The organism is Actinomadura sp. 6N118 (assembly GCF_044326415.1).
Classification (GTDB): Bacteria; Actinomycetota; Actinomycetes; order Streptosporangiales; family Streptosporangiaceae; genus Spirillospora.
Genome location: NZ_JBIRAZ010000002.1, coordinates 348,933 through 365,108 on the forward strand (window position 1 = coordinate 348,933; position 16,176 = coordinate 365,108).

Genomic DNA, 16,176 nt, shown 5'->3' on the forward strand with positions numbered 1-16,176 from the left:
CATGAGGCAGCGGGATGTGGGATGACTGAGACCACGCAGCAGCGCCCGGGGGCCGGAAGGTCACCCGGGCGGCCGCGCAGCGAGCGCGCCGAGAAGGCGATCATCGAGGCGACGCTCGATCTGCTCGCCGCGGAGTCCGGCGTGGCCGGCGTCTCCATCGAGGCGGTGGCCGCCCGGGCCGGCGTCGGCAAGACCACGATCTACCGGCGCTGGTCCAACAAGGAAGCGCTGATCGTGGACGCGCTGGCGTCGGTGAAGGGCACGCTGCCCACGCCGCCCGGCGACTCGGTGCGCGAGGACCTGCTGGTACTCGCCGCCGCGATGCACACCGAACGGCACCGCAAGCACGCCAAGTGCTTCTGGAACGTGGTCGGCGGCGCGGAGAAGCACCCCGAGCTGTACGCCCGCTACCGGCAGGACGTGATCGAGCCGCGCCGCGACGTCATCCGCACGGTCCTGCGGCGCGGCATCGACACCGGCGAGCTGCGCGCCGACCTGGACATCGATGTCGCGCTCGCGATGCTGGTCGGATCGCTCAGCCTCAAGACGCCGATGGACGAGCTGCCTGAGGGATTTCCCGAGGCGGTCGTGGCGACCCTCCTGGTGGGGATCGCGGGCCCCGGAGCCTGACTCCGGCCCGCGCCGCCGGCTCCTCCTATAGCGGCGAGACCGAAAGAGGACGGCAGGACGGTACCGATTTCGACGAGGTAAGCGTGATCTTCTCCCCTCCATGGCCCGTAATGCTCCATACTGGCGGCTGGGGAGTGGTAGGACACCGGCTTCGGGAGCGCCTCAGGTGAGATCCGTGATTGCGCCGCAGGGCGATGTGGCCGCCACAGACTCGGCGTCGCGGACGCTCGTGCTCGGCATCGACGGTGCCCAGGGCATCGTCCAGTGCGGGCCGAACGCCGAGGCCGTGCTCGGGCGTCCGCCCGCAGATCTGATCGGGCGACCCGCAGCCGAGCTCGTCGACGACGGCTCCAAGAGCGATCTCGAAGGTCTGCTCGAGGCGATCATTGCGGGCCAGGAACGCCGTGCCGTGCTGAGCGTCCGGCGTGGCGACGGCAGCACGACCGAGTCGGTGGTGACCGCGCAGCCGCTCGTCGGCGGCGGGGCGCCCGGCTCGCCGGCGGGGCTGTTGTTCGTCCGCGTGGCGCTCCCGGTCAGCGAGCGCTACCAGGATCCGGCCTTGATGCGGCGCGCCCTCATGGACGACCCGCTGGCGAGGTTCGGCGCCTCCCTCGACCTCGACCAGGTCGCCAAGGGCCTGGTCGACGTCATCGTCCCGCACTTCTGCACGACCGCGTCGGTGCTGATCCTGGAGAGCCTGGTCGCCGCCGACGAGGTGCACAGCGAGTCCGGTTCGGCGGTGCTGCGGCGCATCGCGGTGACCTCCGACGACGGCAACCCCGCGTGGACCGCGACCTTCCCCGTCGGTGAAGTGCTCATCTACCCCGAAGGCACGCCCTACCGCGAGGTGCTGGACACCGCCCGGCCGGTGCACCTGCCGCACGTTGACGTCCAGCTTGCGGGAGACATCGCCGACAAGTGGCGCCGCGGCCCGGTGGGCCTGCTCCTCACCGGTGTCTCGATGGTCCTGCTGCCCCTGATAGCCCGCGACACGCTGCTCGGCTTCATCGCCTGCACCCGGGTGCCGGGATTCCGCAAGTTCGACGCGTACGACGTCGAGATCGGCATGGAGTTCGCCTCCCGCGCCGCCATCGTCATCGACAACGCCCGGCTGTTCAGCCGTGAGCGCGCGACCGCGCTCACGCTGCAGCGCAGCCTGCTGCCCAACCGGCTGTCCGCGCCGTCCTCGGTGGAGGTCCGGCACCGCTACCTTCCCGGCAGCAAACTGGTCGAGGTCGGCGGCGACTGGTACGAGTCGATCGCGCTGCCCGGTGCCCGTGTCGCGCTCATCGTCGGCGACGTCGCCGGGCACGGTGTGCGTGCCGCCGTCACGATGGGCCGCCTGCGCACGGCGCTGCACACGCTCGCCAACCTCGAACTGCCGCCCGCCGACGCGCTGCACATCATGCACGAGCTGATGATCGAGCTGGGCGAGCAGGAGCCGCATTTCGCCACCTGCGTGTACGCGGTGTACGACGCCACCACCGGCACCATCGAGGTCGCCTCCGCCGGGCACCTCCCACCGCTCCTCGTCGCCCCGGGGGGCTTGAACGACTTCCTGGAGGTCCCGCCCGCCCCGCCGCTGGGCGTCTCCGGCGGCGCCACGATCGAGAGCCGCGAGTTCAAGGTCGAGGACGGCAGCCTCTTCGTCATCTACACCGACGGCCTGGTCGAAAACCGCGGCACCGACATCGACGACGGCCTCGCCCGGCTGCAGGGCGTCTTCGGCCCCGACAGCACCAGCCTGCCGATGGAAGACCTGGCCAAGGCGACCCTCGACGGCGTCTACGCCGACCATCACCGGGACGACATCGCGGTGCTGATCGCGCGGCTGAGCCGCCTCCCCGAGGACCGCTGCGCCACCTGGACCCTGCCCGCCGATCCCGCCGCCGTCCGGCGTGCCCGCGGCCTGGTCCGCAGCAAGCTGGACGAGTGGGAGCTCGGCGATCTGTCCTACACGACCGAGCTGCTCGCCTCCGAGCTCGTCACCAACGCGCTGCGTTACGCCCCCGGCGGCCCGATCGAGCTGCGGCTCCTGCTGGAGCGCACGGTGGTCTGTGAGGTTTTGGACCGCTCCGCCGCCCTGCCGCGCCTGCGGCACGCCACCGACGACGAGGAGAACGGCCGCGGCCTGCTCGTCGTCAGCCAGCTCGCCCACCGCTGGGGCACCCGCCGCACCGCCGCCGGCAAGGTCGTGTGGTGCGAGCAGATCGTCCCGGGCGTCGACCCCGACCCCTCCGAGCCCGTCCCCACCTGGCCCGGTGAGAACCACCACCGCGAGTAGCCGGTGACGGCGCACCCCTTGCTCGCCTTCCTGCGCGAGTTCGACAATTTCGACGAGCCCGGAGAGTCGAGCGGCCGCGGTATGCGCGGGCTGGTCGCCGCCCTCGGCCTCGCGGTCCGCGAGCATCCGGAATGGTCCGACCTGGTGCCGGCGGCCTGGAACGTGGAGCTCACCGAGCTGTCAGCCCGGCTGGATCATCCCGACCTCGAGATCCGGCGCATGGTCTCCCACGTCCTGGAATGGTTCTGGACCGAGGCGGACGAGGCCCTGCAAGTGATCAAGGCGCGGCTGGAGAACGAGGACGACGCCCCGGCCCGGTTCGGCCTCATCATGGCCGCCGCGCGGCTCGGGCCGCACGCGTCGGCGCCCGCCGAGCCGTGGTTCGCCGGACTGCTCGGGGCGGAGAACGATCCGGTGGTGCGCTTCGCCGCCGCGCTCGGCTGGTGCGAGCACATGCGCCCGGCCAAGGCGTGGCCGCCCGCGGCGGTGCTCGACGCGCTCATTGAGACGATCGAGCCCGGCGATGCCGCGCTGGAGGCGTACTGGGGCGGGGGTTGGGACACCGGGCTCGGCACCGTGCAGGCGGCGCTCCACGACAGGCCGCGCGATATGGCATACGTCCTGCTGAGTATCGCGGAGAGACATCCGCAGATGACTCCGGCCGTCAGTTCACGCGCCGGACAGGTGCTCATTCGGGCACGGCAGCCCAAAGACGCCGCCGCGCTCGTTCCGTTGCTGGCGCGATCCCTGCACGACCCTGACGAACGTGCGCGCGCGGATGCGGCTCGCGCCTTGGCCTACGTACCGGGCGAGATCAGCCGTCCCGCCATGGACGATCTGGCCGCCGTGCTGGATGACCCGAAAGCGGGCGATCACGCTCTGATCGCGCTGGCGAAGGCGGGTGATGAACGAGCCGTCCCAGCATTGTTGCGCCTGCTCGGCGAAGAGCGGCTCCCACTGTGGATCAGCAGCGCACTGGAGCACATGGGGGCGCATGCCGACGCGCTTGTGCCCGCAGTGCTGCGACGGCTGGAGGACGTCCCTCCGATCACCGTCGTCTTCCTGGAGGGCGGCGGGGTCCAGGTGCGCGGCGGTCTGCGCGTCTACGAGAGCGACATGCTCAGGGAGGTCGCGGGCTGGGGGAGCGCCGCCGCGCCCCTGGTCCCACAACTGCGGCGCATCCACGCGCTCTACCTCGCCGAACAGGAACGATGCGCCGGGCGGATCTCGCCTGACTTCTACCCGCTCGAACAGGGAATCCTTGTCACCGGGCGGGCGCTGGAGCTAGTCGGCTGAGGGTTCGCGCCAGCGGTTGGTGATGGGGACCCGGCGGTCGCGGCCGAAGTTCTTCGCGGTGATCTTGGGGCCCGGCGGGTATTGGCGGCGCTTGTACTCGGCCAGGTCGACCAGGCGGATGACGCGTTCGACCAGGGCGGGGTCGTGGCCCGCCGCCACGAGGGCGTCGCGGCCCATGTCGCGCTCGACGTAGTCGACCAGCAGCGGGTCGAGGACGTCGTACGGCGGCAGCGAGTCACGGTCCATCTGGCCGGGGCGGAGCTCGGCCGACGGCTCCTTCTGGATGATGACCTCGGGAATCGGCTCTTCCCCGAACGGGTGGAGGAACACCAGGTCGGAGCCGGCCTGCGCGTTGCGCCAGCGGGCCAGCGCCCACACCATCGTCTTGGTCAGGTCCTTGATGGGACCGAAGCCGCCCGCGGAGTCGCCGTAGAGGGTCGAGTAGCCGGTGGCCAGCTCGCTTTTGTTGCCGCCGGTGAGGACGAGGTGGCCGTACTCGTTCGACAGGCCCATCCAGACGTTGGCGCGGATGCGGGCCTGGAGGTTCTCGTCGGCGAGGCCGGTGAGGTCGAGCTGCTCTTCGAACGCCTCGACCATGCCGGCGATCGGCACCACGCGCGAGTGCAGCCCCTGCCGCTTGACCAGGTCTTCGGCGTCGGTGACCGAGCCCTCGGAGGAGTAGCGGCTGGGCAGCAGCACCACGTGCACGTTGTCGGGGCCGATGGCGTCGGCGGCGATGGTGGCGACCAGGGCCGAGTCGATGCCGCCGGACAGGCCGAGGATGACCGAGCGGAAGCCGTTCTTGCGGACGTAGTCGCGGGTGCCGAGGACCAGCGCCGCGTACACCTCCCCGAGGTCGTCGAGAGGCTCGGACACCGACTGCGGCTCCACGGGGTACGCGGGCAGCGGGGTGGGGGAGAGGACATGGCGGTCGATCGTGATCGTGGTGCCATCCAGCGCGTCCACCGGAACCTTGCCGGGCCCCAGCGCGGGGTCGGCGGCGGGCAGTGCCAGATCGGCCATCAGGAGGTGCTCGGTGAACTGCGGCGCGCGCGCCAGCAGGGTGCCGTCGGCGCCGACGATGACGGAGTCGCCGTCGAAGACCAGCTCGTCCTGGCCGCCGACCATGTTGACGTAGGCCAGCGCGCAGCCGGCCTCCCGGGCACGCTGGGCGCACAGTTCGAGGCGGACGTCGTCCTTGTCGCGCTCGTACGGGGAGGCGTTGATCGCCAGCAGCAGCCCGGCGCCGGCGGTCTCGGTGACGCTGACCGGGCCGCCGTCCTGCCAGAGGTCCTCGCACACCACGGTCGCGACGTCCACGCCGTGCAGGCGGACCACGGGAAGCCGGTCGCCGCGCACGAAGATGCGGTATTCGTCGAAGACCCCGTAGTTGGGCAGGTGGTGCTTGGCCGACCGGACCAGCACCTCGCCGCCGTGCAGCCATGCGGCGGCGTCGAGCGGCGATCCGGCGGGCTGCCCCGTCCGGACCAGGCTGACCGTACGGCGGTCGAGGTGGCCGGTGACGACTGGAACGTTCCCGAGCCCCTCGTCGGCCAGGCGGCGGGCCGTGCGCTCCAAGACGCGGAGCGAACCCTCGACGAAGGACTTGCGCAGCGCGAGGTCCTCCACCGGGTAGCCGGTCAGCATCATCTCGGGGAAGGCGACCAGGTGCGCGCCCGCGTCGGCGGCGCGCCGGGTCCATTCCACGATGAGGTCGGCGTTGCCGTCGAGGTCGCCGACCGTCGAGTTCACCTGCGCGAGCGCGATCCGGAGCTGTGCCACGTCCACCAGCCTAAGCCGCCGCCGATCCCGATTCCGAGGAAAATCTCGTCAATGTGACGAAAAGAACCCCCGGTGCGCCTACGTGCCGGCGAGCAGGGCCTGCTCGCGACGCCGGCGGATCGCGGGACCGAGGCCGAGCAGGGCCGTGGCTGCCGCGAGGCCGAGCCCGAGGCAGGTCAGCCACAACGCGGGCGCGCCGATCCCGAGTAGCTGGGTGCCGCCGAGCGGGGCCAGCAGGAACCCGCCCGACCATGCCATCCCGTACAGGCCGCTGTACCGCCCGCGCAGGTGGGCCGGGGCGAGGTCGGCGACGACCGCCTGGATCACCGACGCGGCGATGATCTCGCCGAGCGTCCAGACCAGGACCGTGCCGACATAGCTCCACAACGAGGACGCGAACGCGGTCAGCCCGTAGCCGATGCCGACGATCGCGACTCCGGTGGCCAGAACCCGGCTGTGGTCGCGGCGGCTCAGCCACGCGGCCACCAGCGGCTGCACGGTGATGATGATGACCCCGTTGGCGGCGACCGCGATCCCGTACGCCTGCGGCCCGAGGCCGTCCTCCTTCATGGCCAGGGCCATGGTGGTCATGCCCTGGAGGAGCACGAACGTGTAGGCGATCCCGATCAGCACGTACATGACCATGACGCGGTCGCGCAGTACGTCGAGGAAGCCCCCTTCGTCGCGTCCGGCCTTGGCACGCTTGGGCCGCGAGTCGGGCACCGCCCGCCACACCAGGAGGCCGAAGCCGGCGCAGGTGATCGCGTCGATCCAGAACAACCACAGGAAACCATGCTGGGCCAGCGTGCCGCCGAGGACGGTGGCGACCGCCCAGCCGAGGTTGATCGCCCAGAAGAGCAGCGCGAACGCGCGGGGCCGTTCGGCGGGGGAGATGATGTCGGCGACCATCGCCTGCGACGCGGGCCGGTAGAGGTCCAGGACCAGCCCGAGGACGAGCACCGCCGCGACGATCGACACGATGCCCTGGGCGTAGCCGAGCGCGAGCATCGCCAGGCCCGTGAGGACGGTCCCGAGAGTGAGCGTGGCCTTGCGGCCGATCCGGTCGGTGAGGAAGCCCCCGACGAGCTGGCTGACGATCGACCCGGCGCCGAGCACGGCCATCACCAGGCCCGCCTGGCCCAGCGACAGCCCGCGTGTGGTGGTCAGATAGAGCCCCAGGAACGGCTCGACCATCGTGCCGAGCCGGTTGAGCAGGGTGCCCGACCACAGGATCCAGAACGTACGGGGGAAACCGCCGATCCGGTCGTGCAGGAACGGCGGCAGCCTGCCGGGGGCGGACGACACGGTGACAGGGGCGGGGGGCTCGTCTAGGGCGGTCACGTGATCGATGGTCCGGCCGGTGTGATGATCATCAAAATCATTTAGCGTGAGCTAAATGATCGAGTTCGTCTTCCGCATCGACGACGTGGCGCGGGTGCGTTTCGCGTTCTCGCCGCTCTGGGAGCTGGTGCACGGCCTGCGGGTGCTCGCGGACCCGTCCCGGCGCGCCCTGCACCTGCCGTGGGTGCACGCCGTACGGCCGAGGTTGCGCGGGCTCGACATCGAACTCCTGCGGAACGTGGTCCCGCCGACCGGCTACATTCCGGACTTCCTCACCCCGCCGCCGGAGACGCCGCTGCCCGACTTCGGGGCCGAGCTGGAGATCGTCCGAGCCACGCCGCCCGAGGTCGTCGCCAACGAACTCCGCTTGACGGGATGGGGAAGCGCCAAACACGGCAACACCCAACGGAAGAACGCGGCCGGGGCGGCGTTGCCGGCGATGGCGGCCGAGCCTGCGCGATCCCTGGAGGCGCTGTGCGACCAGCTCGAACGGTTCTGGACCGCCGCCGTCGACCCGTACTGGGAGGGGATCCGGGACCTGCTGGAAGGCGACGTCCTGCGGCGGACGCGGGCCTTGGCGGCGAACGGGGCGGAGGGTGTCTTCGCCGACCTCGACCCCGCCGTCCGCTGGCACGGGGACACGCTCTTCGTCGACCGCTGGTGGGACTACCGGGGTGAGCTGGCCGGGCGCGGGCTGCTGCTGGTGCCCAGCGTCTTCGTCTGGCCGCAGGTCTCGGTGATGGTGCCGCCGTACCAGCCCATGCTCAGCTACCCGCCGTACGGCGTGGCGACCCTCTGGGAGTCGAGTCCCGCCGCGCCGCCGGACGCCCTCGCCGCCCTGATCGGACGGCGCCGCGCCGCACTGCTCATCGCGCTCGTCTCCCCGGCCTCGACCACCGAGCTCTCCCGGCGCCTGAACGTGACGCCGGGCGCGGTCAGCCAGCATCTCGGCGTCCTGCGGGCCTGCGGGCTGGTCACCGGGCACCGTCTCGGCCGCCGCGTCCTCTACACGCGTACCAGGGCTGGAGACGCCTTGGCGGAGTCTCCGTCAGCGCAGTGAAGCTCCAGCCAGTAGCGCAGTGAATCTCCGTCAGCGCAGTGAGGCGAAGGCGTCGAGGCGCGGTCTCTGCTGGCCGGGCACCAGCGCGGCGCGGCCCGTACCGCCGGACTGGCTGTAACGACCCGACTCGGCGAGCCAGTCCAGGTAAGCCCGGGGCGCGTCCAGGAGGGTACGGACGACCTGGGCCGCTGCGCCGCGTTCCTCCTGAGGGAGCCGCAGCACGCCGAGCGAGTCGCCCATCGTCTGCGCGGCCGTCTGCACGTCCAGCACGCGGTGGACGATGCGGTCCAGAATCCATCCGGCTGCCTGCGCCGGCTCGAAACCGCGGGCGGCCTTCAGCACCGCGATCTGGTTGTGCACGTCGCCGTGCGCCGCCTCCTTGGTGTACGAGGCGACGTCGTTGCACCACGCCAGCACGTCGGCGGTGCCATCGATCAAGGTCTTCCACAACGGGGTGGCGAGCAGGAGGGGCGGCAGTTCCACGCCCAGCACCGGCTCGATCAGGTCGTACAGGAACGGCGCGGCGGCCCGCCGCCGGAGCGCCGGATAGGCGGCCTGCGTGGGGATCCCGCCCACCCGCCGGCCGACCGCCTCGTCCGCGCACCCGTTCCGATGCTCCTCCATGTGCAGCAGGAACCGGCGGCGCCAGTCGCGGGTCATGCCGGCGGCGGTGGACTGCCACAGGTCCACGACCGTGGCCTCCAGCGGCCGGGCCCCGGGCCTGGCGTGGCCACGGCGTATCGCCTTCAGGAGGTCCTCGTACAGCCCGTGCACGGCGGTGGCGCTGGCACCCGCAGGGGTGTCGTCGAACGTGTCGTCCAGCGCGAAAGCCCAGGTCAGCCAGCGGGCGAAGAGCTCCACCCGATCCAGTTCGCAGGTCGGGAAGATCCGTGCCGCCAGCCGTTCGAACCGCCCCCGGCCCAGCGGCGAGGTGTCCGGATCACCCAGCACCAGGCCCCGGTTGCGGGCCCACGCCCCCACCCGTTCACCCAGCGGCCAGGCATGGGGATGCATGACCGAGGGAGCGGCCAGGGCGGCGACCTGGTCGGTCAGCGAGAGCAGCAGGAAGGCGTCCACGACGCGCCCCACGCTAATGATCGCCCCGCGCGCTCCTGGAGATCGCCACGTCAAATATTGGGGAAACCACGGTCATGCGTCACCATGAGGGTGGCTGCTGTGAGGTTGCGCAGGTCGTATGGCAGAGTTCGGGGTGACGGTATGTACGGCTTCGTCCCTGGGCGGCGACGTGATCTTGGGCTTGTAACGTCTTCGAAACAGCGCCGGGGCATACTGCGAAGAAGCTGGACCTGTCGACACCTGCGGAAACTCTGTGTGACGGCGTCCGGTGAGGGCATACGCAGGAAATCGGGCATACGCAGGACGTCGGCACGGCGATCGGTAGGGAGAGGGCTTTGGACCGTCAGCAGGAGTTCGTGCTCCGCACGCTGGAGGAGCGCGACATCCGCTTCATCCGGCTGTGGTTCACCGACGTGCTCGGCTTTCTGAAGTCCGTCGCGGTCGCGCCAGCCGAGCTCGAAGGTGCCTTCGCCGAGGGAATCGGCTTCGACGGGTCGGCGATCGAGGGCTTCGCCCGGGTCTACGAGGCGGACATGATCGCCAAGCCGGACCCGTCCACGTTCCAGGTGTTGCCGTGGCGGTCCGAGGGCCCCGGGGTGGCCCGGATCTTCTGCGACATCCTCATGCCCGACGGCACACCGAGCTTCGCCGACCCGCGCTACGTGCTCAAGCGGGCGCTGGCCCGGGCGGCCGATCTCGGGTTCACCTTCTACACGCATCCTGAGGTGGAGTTCTTCCTGCTCAAGGACCGGCCGGAGGACGGGCGCGAGCCGGTCCCGGTCGACTCGGGCGGCTACTTCGACCACACCCCGCACAGCGCCGCGCACGACTTCCGGCGCAACGCGATCATGATGCTTGAGGCCATGGGGATCTCGGTGGAGTTCAGCCACCACGAGGGTGCCCCCGGCCAGCAGGAGATCGACCTGCGGTACGCCGACGCGCTCACCACCGCCGACAACATCATGACGTTCCGGCTGGTCATGAAGGAGGTGGCGCTGGAGCAGGGCGTGTTCGCCTCGTTCATGCCCAAGCCCTTCACCGACCATCCGGGCTCGGGCATGCACACTCACATGTCGCTCTTCGAGGGTGACCGCAACGCCTTCTACGAGCCGGGCTCGGAGTTCCAGCTCTCCAAGGTCGGCCGCGCGTTCATCGCCGGTGTGCTCCGGCACTCCGCCGAGATCACCGCGGTGTGCAACCAGTGGGTCAACTCGTACAAGCGGCTGTGGGGGAGTGTCGGCTCCACGGCGGGCGCGGGCGGCGAGGCGCCGTCGTACATCTGCTGGGGCCACAACAACCGGTCCGCGCTGGTCCGCGTCCCGATGTACAAGCCGCAGAAGGGCCACGCCACCAGGATCGAGTTCCGGTCGCTGGACACCGCCGCCAACCCCTACCTGGCGTTCGCGGCGATCCTGGGCGCCGGGCTCAAGGGCATCGAGGAAGGCTACGAGCTGCCGCAGGGTGCCGAGGACGACGTCTGGGCCCTGACGGCAGCCGAACGCCGCGCGCTCGGCATCGAGCCCCTGCCGCAGAGCCTGGACGAGGCCATCCGCACCATGGAGCGCAGCGAGCTGATGGCAGACGTGCTCGGCGAGCACGTCTTCGACTTCTTCCTGCGCAACAAGCGCCAGGAGTGGGAGGACTACCGCCGCCAGGTGACCGCCTACGAACGCCAGCGCCTCATCGCCGTCCTGTAGCGGCGTAACGGCCCCGACCCGGGGCGCGCGTCCGGGCCGAGGCCGTTGGCCTTAGGGAAGTAGCGGGTCAGGGCAGCAGGTCAGGGAAGTAGCAGGTCAAGGAAGCAGCGGGTCGGCGAGCAGCGCGTTGTGCCGGTTGATGCCGATGTCAGCGGGGCCGAAATTCTTGACGCCTTTGACGGTCAGGCCTGCGCGGGTGCCGGTGAAGACGTACAGGCGACCCGGCCAGACGTACTGCGATGTGCCCGCGAGCTTGTACCCGTTCTCGTGCGGGGTGCCGACCGTGAGCTCGGCGCGGCCGTCACCGTTGAGGTCGGCGAGGGACAGTCCGAGGCCGAACGTGTCGCCCTTTTCAGCACCGCCCGGCACGCCCTTGCTGTCCTGGCCGAACAGCTGTGCGCCCTTGGTGGTGAGCCCGCCCTTGGCGCCGTAGAGCACCGTGACGGTGCCCGCGTCGGCCGCCTTGCCGACGTTCTCGTACGGGGCGCCGATCGCGACATCGGCCTTGCGGTCGCCGTTGACGTCGCCGACCGCGATCCGGTACCCGAACTCGTCGCCCTTCTCACCGCTGCCCGGCACGCCCCGGGTGTCCTGAGTGATCGTCTTCGGTGCGCCGAGACCGGTACGGGTGCCGAGGTAGACCATGATCGCCCCCTCCTGGCGGGGCTCGTCGGTGGTGTAGCCACGGGTGACGAGGTCGGCCCGTCCGTCGCCGTTGATGTCGCCGGTGGCCGCCACGTCGCCGGTCGGCCGGTTGATCTGCCGCGCCGGGCCGAGCCCCTTCTTCGACCCGAGCCGCAGTTGGAGGAACTGCGGTGACGGCCCGCCGTCGATGCTCCCCACGACCTGCACGACCAGGTCGGAATAACCGTCGCCGTTGTAGTCGGCCGCGGTCGGGTAGTTGAACGTCATGCCCTCGTCGGCGGGCACCCGGTTCCGGACGCCCGGCACGGCACGCCCTCGGATGTCGCTGAAGGTCCAGTACTCGGCGACGCCGCGGCCGCCCTTGAACACCAGATCCGGGACCCGGTTGCCGTTGAAGTCCCCGATCGTGATCTTCGTACCGGCCTCGTTCGTGCTGATGGGCAGGTGCACGGTGCGCCCGGTGAGCCCGCGCGGCCCGCCGTACACGATGACCACGCCCTGCTTCCACGGCCCGCCCACCGCCAGGTCGGCGTACCCGTCCCCGTCGAAGTCGGCCGAGCCGACCGACTCGCCGAACGCACCGCTCTCCTGGGGCGACCCCGGAATGCCTGGGCTGTCCTGGTCGATCGTCTGCCGCGCCTTGGTGTTCAGCCCCTTGGGCCCGCCATAGACCACCGTGACGAACCCCGCCTGCGGGCGTCCCTTCACCCATCCCTCCGGGCTCGCGGCCACGAGGTCACGCCGCCCGTCCCCGTTGAAGTCGGACGGCTTGGCAGGCTTGCGTGGCTTGGCGTTCGAGGCCGCCAGCGCGGCGTCCAACGCCTTGCCCTCCGCTGTCACCACAGCGACCACAGTGGTGAACGCCACCGTGGTCGCCGCCGCCGCGCTGAGGGCGGTCAGGGAACTCTTCTTCACGTATCTCCTCGTTCCACGGCAGCGGATCGTGCCGGATCGTGCCGGATCGTTCAGGTTTGGGCGGGATTACAGCGGCCTTGGTGGTGATGGGTGTTTGAAGAAGAGACGCCTCAAGATCGTTCGAGGTTCACGTCGATGTCAGGATGTGATGGTGCGGTCCCGGGCGGGCGGGGTAGACGTAATCGAGATCTTCCGGGTACGGCCTTCCTCGTCCGTGGCGGGGTCGTCCGATTACGGTGGAGTCGTGCAGCAGCTGTGGACTCCTGATCGTCGTCCTTCGCTGGCCGGTCGCCTGGCCAGGCTCGGCTTCACCGACGCGGGTCTCGCGGAGCGGCGGCTGATCGAGGAGGATCCGGACGGCGTGCTCGGTGACGGCCGGCTGGACGCGCTCGGTGCCACCGCGGATCCCGATCTCGCGCTGACAGGGATTCTGCGCCTGCTCGCCGCGGTCGGGGGTGACGGCGCCGATGGAGCCGACGGAGCTGGCGGGGCCGACCTGCGGGCCGTCCTGCACAAGGACTCGGCGACCCGGGAACGGCTTTTCACTGTGCTCGGGGTGAGTGCCGCCCTGGGTGATCATCTTGCCCGCCATCCTGCGGACTGGCGTGTGCTGCGGGGAGATGGAGCGCTCCAACCCGCTTCGCCCGCGGCGGTTCGGGCGGACCTGTTGCGCGCGGTCGGCGCCGACCCGGCCGGTCCGGAACCCGTCGCCGGCGGCTCGGGCGCCGAGACACTGGTGGCGTTGCGCGCCGCGTACCGGCGGCATCTGCTCCAGCTGGCCGGCCGCGACCTCATCGGCGCGGCCGATGTCGGCCAGGTGTCGGCCGAGCTCGCCGATCTCGCGGCCGCCGCGCTGGAGGCGGGGCTGGCGGTGGCGCGGGCTGCGGTGCCCGAGTGCGCGGCGTGCCGGCTGGCGGTCATCGGCATGGGCAAGTGCGGCGGCCGGGAGCTCAACTACGTCAGCGACGTCGATGTGATCTTCGTGGCGGAGGCGCGTGAGGGCCACCCGGAGGAGTCGGGCCTGCGTACCGCCACACGGCTGGCGTCGGCCCTGATGCGCGCGTGCTCGGCCAGCACCGAGGAAGGCGCCCTGTGGGAGGTCGACGCGGCGCTGCGCCCGGAGGGGAAGGCGGGCCCACTGGTACGGACGGTCGCCAGCCACCGGGCGTACTACGAGCGCTGGGCCAAGACCTGGGAGTTCCAGGCGCTGCTCAAGGCACGGCCCGTCGCGGGCGACACCGAGCTCGGCCGGCGCTACATGGAGACGATCACGCCGATCGTCTGGGGGGCGGTGGGGCGTGGCCGCGGGGGCGAGACACATGCCACGGGAGGTGAGAACTTCGTCGCGGACGTCCAGGCGATGCGGCGGCGCGTCGAGGCTCACCTGACCGAGCGCGGGCAGGACGCCGCACGCCAGTTGAAGCTCGGTCCCGGCGGCCTGCGCGACGTCGAGTTCGCCGTACAGCTGCTGCAGCTCGTCCACGGGCGCGCGGACGCCACACTGCGCGGTGCCGGGACACTGGAGGCGCTGGAAGCACTGTCACATGGCGGTTACGTCGGCCGCGACGATGCGGCGGCACTGACCTCGGCCTACCGGTTCCTGCGCCGCGTCGAGCACCTCATCCAGCTCCACCGGCTGCGCCGTACCCACCTGGTGCCCGACGACCCGATCGACCTGCGCCGGCTGGGCCGTGCGCTGGGCCTGCGCACCGATCCGGTGGGGGAGTTCACCGCGCTGTGGCGCCGGCATGCCCGCGAGGTGCGCCGCATCCATGAGAAGTTGTTCTACCGTCCGCTGCTGCTGGCGGTCGCCCGGCTGCCGGGCGAGGAGTCCCGGCTCACGCCCGAGGCCGCCCGGGTACGGCTGGAGGCGCTCGGCTTCAACGATCCGGCGGGCGCGCTCCGGCACATCGAGGCCCTCACCTCGGGGGTGTCGCGGCGCGCGTCCATCCAGCGGACGTTGTTGCCGGTGATGCTCGGGTGGTTCGCCGACGCCCCCGATCCCGACGCCGGGCTGCTCGGGTTCCGGCAGGTGAGCGACGCGCTCGGCACGACGCCGTGGTACCTGCGGCTGCTGCGCGACGAGGTGACGGTCGCCGAACGGATGGCACGCGTTCTCGCGTCCAGCCGTTACGCCACCGACCTGCTGCTGCGTGCGCCGGAGGCGGTCGCGATGCTCGGCAGCGAGGCCGACCTCGCGCCGCGGCGGTACGAGACGCTGCGCGTGGAGGCGATGGCCGCCGTGCGCCGCAGAGCCGAAGGCGACCTGAGTAAGCGCAGAGCCGAAGGCGACCTGAGTAAGCGCAGAGCCGAAGGCGACCTGAGTAAGCGCAGAGCCGAAGGCGATCCCAGTAAGGGCAGAGTCGAGGGCGATCCGGTCAACAACAGCGAGGCCGCGGTCGCGGTGGTGCGGGGGCTGCGCCGCCGCGAGCTGTTCCGGGTGGCGGTCGCCGACCTGCTCGGTTTCGCCGACGTCCGTACGGTCGGGGAGGCGCTCACCGACATCGCGACCGTCACGGTCGAGGCCGCGCTGCAGGCCGCCATCAACAAGATCGAGATCGAGCGGCGGGAGCCGCTGCCGACGCGGATGGCGGTCGTGGCGATGGGCCGCTTCGGCGGCCACGAACTCGGTTACGGCAGCGACGCCGACGTGATGTTCGTCCACGATCCGCTGCCCGGCGCCGACGAGCGCGGCGCCAGCCGCGCCGCCCACGCGGTCGCCGAGGAACTCCGCAGGCTCTTGGCGCTGCCCGCCCCCGACCCGGCGCTGGAGATCGACCCGAACCTGCGGCCCGAGGGGCGGCAGGGCCCGCTGGTCCGCACGCTCGCCTCGTACGCCGCGTACTACGCCCGCTGGTCCGCGTCCTGGGAGAGCCAGGCGCTGCTCCGCGCAGACCCGATCATCGGCGACCGCGACCTGTGCGAACGTTTCCGGGCCCTCATCGATCCCGTGCGGTGGCCGGAGGGCGGCATCGGCGACGACACCGTCCGGGAGATCCGGCGGCTGAAGGCCCGGATGGAGTCCGAACGCCTGCCCCGGGGGGTCGACCGGCGCCAGCACATCAAGCTCGGGCCCGGCGGGCTGTCGGACGTGGAATGGGTCGCCCAGCTGCTCCAGCTCCGCCACGCCCACGACGTCCCCGCGCTGCGCACGACCCGTACCCTCGCCACCCTGGACGCCGCCGTCGAGGCCGGCCTGCTCGACCGGGACGACGCCCGGGTGCTGTGCGAGGCCTGGCAGCTGGCGACCCGGATCCGCGGCGTGATCATGCTGGTGCGCGGCCGGGCCTCCGACCTCCTCCCGACCGACCACCACCGCGAACGCAGCGCCGTGACCCGCGTCCTCGGCTACCCCGGCACCGGTGACCTCATCGAGGACTACCGCCGCCACGCCCGCCGGGCCCGGGCCGTGGTGGACCGGGTGTTCTACGGCGCAGAATGATCACCGG

Annotated in this window: 10 protein-coding genes; 6 read left to right on the top strand and 4 right to left on the bottom strand. The window is 71.2% G+C overall.

Annotation, left to right across the window (positions count from 1 at the left end):
* Nucleotides 1-21 precede the first annotated feature (21 nt).
* The 3 genes from ACH34W_RS05435 to ACH34W_RS05445 all read left to right on the top strand — a co-directional run bounded on the left by ACH34W_RS05435 (nt 22) and on the right by ACH34W_RS05445 (nt 4,210).
* On the top strand, nt 22-630 hold the full coding sequence (locus ACH34W_RS05435) for a TetR/AcrR family transcriptional regulator (RefSeq protein WP_395959583.1): 609 nt from the start codon (nt 22-24) through the stop codon (nt 628-630).
* A 166-nt stretch (nt 631-796) separates the two neighbouring features.
* The gene (locus ACH34W_RS05440) at nt 797-2,914 is read left to right on the top strand and encodes a SpoIIE family protein phosphatase (protein ID WP_395959584.1); all 2,118 of its coding nucleotides are present in this window, start codon (nt 797-799) and stop codon (nt 2,912-2,914) included.
* 3 nt (nt 2,915-2,917) lie between these two features.
* Nucleotides 2,918-4,210 (top strand): HEAT repeat domain-containing protein, encoded by a 1,293-nt coding sequence (locus ACH34W_RS05445; protein WP_395959585.1) that lies wholly within the window; start codon nt 2,918-2,920, stop codon nt 4,208-4,210.
* On the opposite strand, the gene ACH34W_RS05450 is transcribed toward ACH34W_RS05445, so the two are convergent.
* The gene (locus ACH34W_RS05450; protein WP_395959586.1) at nt 4,199-5,992 is read right to left on the bottom strand and encodes an NAD+ synthase; all 1,794 of its coding nucleotides are present in this window, start codon (nt 5,990-5,992) and stop codon (nt 4,199-4,201) included. The genes ACH34W_RS05445 and ACH34W_RS05450 overlap by 12 nt on opposite strands.
* Before the next feature lie 78 nt (nt 5,993-6,070).
* On the bottom strand, nt 6,071-7,333 hold the full coding sequence (locus ACH34W_RS05455; protein ID WP_395959587.1) for an MDR family MFS transporter: 1,263 nt from the start codon (nt 7,331-7,333) through the stop codon (nt 6,071-6,073).
* A gap of 55 nt (nt 7,334-7,388) precedes the next feature.
* On the opposite strand from ACH34W_RS05455, the gene ACH34W_RS05460 reads away from it, so the two are divergent.
* Nucleotides 7,389-8,393 carry a DUF5937 family protein gene (locus ACH34W_RS05460; RefSeq protein ID WP_395959588.1) on the top strand — a complete coding sequence of 335 codons (1,005 nt, stop codon included), beginning with the start codon at nt 7,389-7,391 and terminating at the stop codon, nt 8,391-8,393.
* Between the two features lie 30 nt (nt 8,394-8,423).
* On the opposite strand, the gene ACH34W_RS05465 is transcribed toward ACH34W_RS05460, so the two are convergent.
* The gene (locus tag ACH34W_RS05465; RefSeq protein WP_395959589.1) at nt 8,424-9,482 is read right to left on the bottom strand and encodes a terpene synthase family protein; all 1,059 of its coding nucleotides are present in this window, start codon (nt 9,480-9,482) and stop codon (nt 8,424-8,426) included.
* 323 nt (nt 9,483-9,805) lie between these two features.
* Here ACH34W_RS05465 and glnA point away from each other — a divergent pair, with 323 nt between their 5' ends.
* A complete protein-coding gene (glnA, locus tag ACH34W_RS05470) occupies nt 9,806-11,167 on the top strand; it encodes a type I glutamate--ammonia ligase (protein ID WP_395959590.1) in 1,362 nt (453 codons plus the stop codon).
* Nucleotides 11,168-11,263: 96 nt separating this feature from the next.
* On the opposite strand, the gene ACH34W_RS05475 is transcribed toward glnA, so the two are convergent.
* Nucleotides 11,264-12,727 (bottom strand): FG-GAP-like repeat-containing protein, encoded by a 1,464-nt coding sequence (locus ACH34W_RS05475; protein WP_395959591.1) that lies wholly within the window; start codon nt 12,725-12,727, stop codon nt 11,264-11,266.
* Between the two features lie 244 nt (nt 12,728-12,971).
* Here ACH34W_RS05475 and ACH34W_RS05480 point away from each other — a divergent pair, with 244 nt between their 5' ends.
* Nucleotides 12,972-16,169, top strand: coding sequence for a bifunctional [glutamine synthetase] adenylyltransferase/[glutamine synthetase]-adenylyl-L-tyrosine phosphorylase (locus tag ACH34W_RS05480; protein WP_395959592.1), 3,198 nt, complete (start codon nt 12,972-12,974; stop codon nt 16,167-16,169).
* Nucleotides 16,170-16,176: the final 7 nt, after the last annotated feature.